General features: G+C 64.7%; 6 protein-coding genes and 1 pseudogene. All 7 read left to right on the top strand.

The genetic code is table 11. The features are described 5' to 3' along the window. Positions 1 to 1,215 (top strand): nucleotide sugar dehydrogenase (locus QZY03_RS05175; RefSeq protein WP_295578728.1); only part of this gene is annotated, 1,215 nt, incomplete at its 5' end. A 218-nt stretch (positions 1,216 to 1,433) separates the two neighbouring features. Continuing rightward, positions 1,434 to 1,724 (top strand): hypothetical protein, encoded by a 291-nt coding sequence (locus QZY03_RS05170; RefSeq protein ID WP_295578726.1) that lies wholly within the window; start codon positions 1,434 to 1,436, stop codon positions 1,722 to 1,724. Positions 1,725 to 1,806: 82 nt separating this feature from the next. Beyond that, complete coding sequence (locus tag QZY03_RS05165; RefSeq protein ID WP_295578724.1) at positions 1,807 to 2,277, top strand: helix-turn-helix domain-containing protein; 471 nt, start codon at positions 1,807 to 1,809, stop codon at positions 2,275 to 2,277. After that, the gene (locus QZY03_RS05160; RefSeq protein ID WP_295578722.1) at positions 2,277 to 2,858 is read left to right on the top strand and encodes a PIN domain-containing protein; all 582 of its coding nucleotides are present in this window, start codon (positions 2,277 to 2,279) and stop codon (positions 2,856 to 2,858) included. Before QZY03_RS05165 ends, QZY03_RS05160 begins: the two co-directional genes overlap by 1 nt. Positions 2,859 to 2,985: 127 nt before the next feature. Next, positions 2,986 to 3,756 (top strand): annotated as a pseudogene (locus tag QZY03_RS05155) (nucleotide sugar dehydrogenase); the annotation flags it as partial. 137 nt (positions 3,757 to 3,893) lie between these two features. Next, positions 3,894 to 4,748 carry a DUF4351 domain-containing protein gene (locus QZY03_RS05150; RefSeq protein WP_295578720.1) on the top strand — a complete coding sequence of 285 codons (855 nt, stop codon included), beginning with the start codon at positions 3,894 to 3,896 and terminating at the stop codon, positions 4,746 to 4,748. Positions 4,749 to 5,399: 651 nt separating this feature from the next. Then, entirely contained in the window at positions 5,400 to 5,798 is a 399-nt protein-coding gene (locus QZY03_RS05145; RefSeq protein ID WP_295578718.1) for a MarR family EPS-associated transcriptional regulator, read from the top strand. The last annotated feature ends 209 nt before the right edge of the window (positions 5,799 to 6,007 follow it).

Raw genomic sequence — 6,007 nt, 5'->3', positions numbered from 1 at the left:
GTCGCCGCGGACGCACTGGCCGCCGCCCGCCACCTCCAGGTCACCAGCGACCCCGAGGCCCTGCGCGCCTGCCGCATTTTCATCATCACCGTGCCCACCCCGGTCGATGACTACAAACGCCCTGACCTCAGCCCCTTGCTCAAGGCCTCCGAAACCGTCGGCAAAGTCCTCAAACCCGGCGATCTGGTCATCTACGAATCCACCGTCTACCCCGGCTGCACCGACGACGACTGCGTCCCCGTCCTCGCGTGCCACTCCGGCCTGACCTACATCACGGCGACCGTCACCCCATCTGGCTCCCACGCTCCAGCGTGGGAGCCCGCGCCGACGCTCCAGCGTCCAGTGGCGCCGCCACCCATGCCCGACCACGGCTTCTACTGCGGCTACAGCCCCGAACGCATCAACCCCGGCGATCACGACCACCGCCTGACCACCATCAAAAAAGTCACCAGCGGCTCCACCCCGGAGATCGCCGCCATCGTCGATGCCCTCTACCGCCAGATCATCACCGCCGGCACCCACCCGGCCAGCAGCATCCGCGTCGCCGAAGCCGCCAAAGTCATCGAGAACACCCAGCGCGACCTCAACATCGCCCTGATGAACGAGCTGGCGCTGCTCTTCGACAAGCTCGGCATCGACACCCTGGAAGTGCTGGAAGCCGCCGGCAGCAAATGGAACTTCCTGCCCTTCCGCCCCGGCCTGGTCGGCGGCCACTGCATCGGCGTCGACCCCTATTATCTGACCCACAAAGCCGTCGCCATCGGCTACCACCCCGAGGTCATCCTCGCCGGGCGCCGCATCAACGACCGCATGGGCGCCCATGTCGCCGAGACCGTGGTCAAACGCATGCTCAACAGCGGCATTGGCGTGTGCAACAGCCGCATCCTGGTGCTCGGCCTCGCCTTCAAGGAAAACTGCCCGGACCTGCGCAACACCCGCGTCATCGACATCATCCAGGCCCTGCGTGACTACAACATCACCGTCGACTGCTATGACCCCTGGATCGACCGTGACGAAGCGCATCAGGAATACGGCCTCGACTGCCTGCCCGCGCCCCCGGCGCCCGGCACCTACGACGCCATCATCCTCGCCGTTGCCCATCGCGACTTCATCGAGCAGGGTGCGACCGGGATCCGTCACTGGGCCAAGCCCAAGTCGATCCTCTACGACGTGAAGTCCGTGTTGCCGGTCCATACGGTGGACGGTCGCCTCTAAACCACGACAAGGCGATGCAACAGGTGATGCACGATGCCGAGCCCGGACGGCGCCATGCCGACAAGCGAGCCAAGATGACCCGCGTTCTCGCTCCCACGCTCCGAGATTGTGCAGATATTCGCCTTCCAGAGCGACGTCAGGGACGGCGCCCCACTTCTGCCGGTCGGAGTTGCTTGAAAACGCGCGTGCGACCTACTTTGATAGCAATTCACAGGCAAATGGGTACGGCTTTCCGCTGCGGCACCTGCCGCGAATATCCGCTCTACGACCTGACCGAACGCCGCCTCTTGCACCAGCGCGAGTGCCCGCTGATCCTGATGGAGTGCTCGGTCATCGCCGAACGCTATCTGAGCCTGGGCTACAGCGAGGCGGCGCTGGCGATGATGCTGGGCTATCGAGATACCTGCCGGCGCTTCGGCGGCGACTTCACCCTGCTGTGGCACAATTCGCACCTCGGCAACGCGGCTGATCGGCGGTTTTACCAAACGCTCATCGCTGAAGCCTCCTGACGACGGCGGTTGCGGTTATTGCACTTATTGCATTTGCCTCTATCATGGACGGAAGCAGAAACAAATCAGGAAGCCCCCCGTTATGACGACCATCGACCATGCCCGCGAACTTGAGTCACCCCTGTTGAGTCCCGCCGAGAAGGATCTGGCGCGCGCCGCTCAACGCTGCATTATGGCCGCGCTGGATCACTCGCGCGCCGCCTCGATCTTGCTGACGACAGACACCGGCGAACATCCGCGCGTTGAGGTGCCGCCCGCCGCCCTGAGGGTAATCGGCCAGTTGCTCGGCGCCATGAGTCAGGGCCAGTCCATCGTGCTGATGCCCATTGAACGCGAGCTCACCACGGTCGAGGCCGCACACTTCCTCAATGTCTCGCGTCCCTTCGTCATCAAAGAGATGGAAGCGGGTCATCTGCCTTATCGAAAAGTCGGCACGCATCGGCGCGTGACCCTGAAGCATCTGCTGGACTATGAGCAACAGCTGCGCGAGCAACAGCAACTGGCGCTCGATCGTCTGGCGGATAACGCACGCGAGTTGGGTCTGGATTACTGATGGCTGGACACGCGCGCTACACCGCTGTACTGGATGCCTGCGTGCTGTACTCCATCGCGATGACGGACGCCCTGCTCAGTCTGGCCACGGCCGGACTCTACGCCGCTAAATGGACGACTCGGATCGAGGACGAGTGGATTCGGGCATTGGAAAACAGCCGCCCGGATTTGGCCGGTCGGCTCGATGTCCGTCGCGACTGCATGCGGGCGGCGGTTCCCGATTGGGAAGTGGTGCCCGAACAGTGGCAGCGCCTCGACTTGGCCGTCGAGTTGCCGGATCCTGATGATCTCCACGTACTGGCCGCCGCGATCGCGGGTCATGCCGACTGCATCGTGACCGATAATCTGCGCGACTTCCCCGCCGAGATCCTCCAGCATTTCGAGATCGAAGCCATCGATCCAGATACCTTCATCATCCATCAATGGGATCTGCAACCGGTCGCCGTGATCTCAGCGTTCAAGCGCATGCGGACACGGCGAAAAAAGCCCAAATCGACGCCGGATGAGTTTGCAACGGCGCTGGAACGGGCGGGCTTGCCGGCAACGGCCGACCGGCTCCGAGAAGCCGCCGAGCTGATTTGATGGTTCCACGCCAACGCACTGGAACGCATCTTCCGCGATCGAGCACCGACCGACAGCGCGCCATGACCCTTCTCATCGCCACCCAACCGCCATCCCGCCGGGCGCGACGACGCCACCCATGCCCGACCACGGCTTCTACTGCGGCTACAGCCCCGAACGCATCAACCCCGGCGACCACGACCACCGCCTGACCACCATCAAAAAAGTCACCAGCGGCTCCACCCCCGAAATCGCCGCCATCGTCATCGAGAACACCCAGCGCGACCTCAACATCGCCCTGATGAACGAGCTGGCCCTCATCTTCGACAAGCTCGGCATCGACACCCTGGAAGTGCTGGAAGCCGCCGACAGCAAATGGAACTTCCTGCCCTTCCGCCCCGGCCTGGTCGGCGGCCACTGCATCGGCGTCGACCCCTATTATCTGACCCACAAAGCCATCGCCATCGGCTACCACCCCGAGGTCATCCTCGCCGGGCGGCGCATCAACGACCGCATGGGCGCCCATGTCGCCGAGACCGTGGTCAAACGCATGCTCAAAAGCGGCATTGGCGTATGCAACAGCCGCATCCTGGTGCTCGGCCTCGCCTTCAAGGAAAACTGCCCGGACCTGCGCAACACCCGCGTCATCGACATCATCCAGGCCCTGCCTGACTACAACATCACCGTCGACTGCTACGACCCCTGGATCGACCGTGACGAAGCGCATCAGGAATACGGCCTCGACTGCCTGCCCGCGTCCCCGCCGCCCGGCACCTACGACGCCATCATCCTCGCCGTTGCCCATCGTGAGTTCGTCGCGCTGGGTGCGACCGGGATCCGTCACTGGGCCAAGCCCCGGTCGATCCTCTATGACGTCAAATCCGTCCTGCCGGTGGACGCCATCGACGGTCGCCTTTAGGGTCCTGGTCATCGTTCCGACCAACCGGACGGACCGAGCGGCAGGGGTGCGGTTCGCAAGCTCACCGCACCCTACAAGCGATCTGCTGGCCGGCACGACGATCAACGCCCGGATGCCCCAGGTCCAAGGACACCACGATGAGCCACGACCAGAACTTCAAGAACCTCATTCTCGACTACCCGCGCGAGGCCATCCACTTCGCCGCCGCAGCGGAAGCCGCCGCCATCGATCCAGGGGCGCGGATCCTGCCGATACGTCAGGAGCAGCTCAAGGAACGACTCGGCGCGCGGTTTCGTGAACTGGATACACCCCTGCTGGTGGAATGGCCGGATGGCCGGCGCGAAGCCCTGCTGTTCGTCCTGGAAGAAGACACCGATCCCCAGCGATTTTCCATCCACCGCCTGGCGCATTATTGTCTGGATCTGGCGGAGTTGCTGGGCATGGAACGGCTCGTTCCCGTGGTCATCTTTCTGCGCGCCGGTGCCTTCCCCCGCGAACTGCGCCTCGGCGGCGATGCCCAGTGTTACCTGCACTTCCAGTACCTCGCCTGGCCCTTGTTCCAGCTTCAAGCCCGCGATGACCTCAATAGCCCCAACCTGGTCGCGCGGCTGAATTTGCCCAATATGGCGTATGCCCCGGAGGACAAGCTCGCGGTCTACGCCCAGGCGGTGCGCGGCCTGCTGACCCTGGAGCCCGACCCCGAGCGGCGGCTCAAGTACCTGGATTTCATTGACATCTATGCCCAGCTTGACGACCATGAGCGCCACCTTTATGAACAGCAGTATGCCCAAGAGGCGGACATCATGAGCGGATTCGCAGAGCGATTCATCCAGCAAGGCGAAGCCCGGATCCTGCTGCGGCTTCTATCCACCCGTTTCGGGGAACTCCCCCCGACCACGCGCGAGCGGATCGAAACGGCCGACGCGGAGACCCTGCTGCACTGGTCGGAGCGGGTCCTGACCGCCCGCAGCCTGGACGAGGTGCTTCACTAATATGCGGCACCCCTCACCCGTCGGCCCTGGCATCCTGCCGCATCCCGGGCCCCGTGGGAGCGGCCTCCGGCCGCGATGGGCCGCGCCGAGTGCCGCGATCGTCTCGCGGCCGGAGGCCGCTCCCACGGGGGATCTTCCGCTTCCGGGGGGGCCGCCCCCTGGCCGTTCGCCCCATCTCCCCCGCCCAAGGCTGAAGCCTTGGACTCCTGGCGAGCGCCGCGGCGAACGGGAATCCAGTCTCCCGCGCCTGGGCGCCGACGCCGCGCAAACGACTAAACGGCCAAACCCCCTTGCCGCCGCGCCCCATCCGCGTTAGCATAACCCCTAGTTTAAGGGCTGAACGACCATTTCGAACAGGTGCGAACAGCTGACCTCGGCCATGCCCGCCACTGACAGGGTAGGGCGGTAGCGTGTCCGAACCTGTCTGAGCGCTCCGCACGGGTCGCCTCACGTACTCACCAGACCCAACGGCCTTCGCACCCCGCTGGCCCGCCCCCCGCGACCGGTGCAACGCAACCGGAGGCCGACGCTTTAGCGGGCGGCGCCCCCGCATCCAACTGAAGCCGCAACCTCCGGCTGGCCGTGCAGGTACAAAGCGCGCGGGTACAAAGTGACCCGGATCTCACCCCAGCCCCCAGGAGCCGCCCCGCCGTGAGCGAAGAGCGTCACTTCCAAGCCCTGCGCCTGCTGCAAGCCAACCCCGACCTTTCCCAACGCGCCCTGGCGCGGGCCCTGGGCGTCAGCGTCGGCTCGGCCAACTTTTGCGTACGCGCTCTGGTCGAAAAAGGCTGGATCAAGATCCAGAACTTTCGCACCAGCAAGGACAAACGGGCCTACGCCTACCTGCTCACCCCCCAAGGCATCGAGCAAAAGGCGCAGATCACCCGGCGCTTCCTCCAGCGCAAAGAAGCCGAATACCTGTCCTTGGAAGCCGAGATCGCCCGCCTGCGCTTGGAGGTCGATGCGCAGCGCGACCACACCGTGGACCCCGATCACCAGACGCCCGCGTCGGCTGCTGCTCCGGAGGGCGCCTTGAACGCCATCCCATGAGCCACGACCAAAACTTCAAGAACCGCATCGTCGACTCGGCAGCGAAAGCACGGCCTACCTGGAGTTTCGGTATCTCGCCACCGCCCTGTTCCGCATCCCGGCCCGCGCCCACCTGCACAGCAGCAACCTGGTCGCCCGGTTGAATCTGCCCAACATGGCCTACGCCCCCGAAGACAAACTGGAGGTCTACGCGCAGGCCGTGCGCGGCC

The sequence above is a fragment of the uncultured Lamprocystis sp. genome (assembly GCF_903933125.1).
Classification (GTDB): Bacteria; Pseudomonadota; Gammaproteobacteria; order Chromatiales; family Chromatiaceae; genus Thiodictyon.
This window is presented reverse-complemented; position numbering and strand designations above follow the sequence as displayed.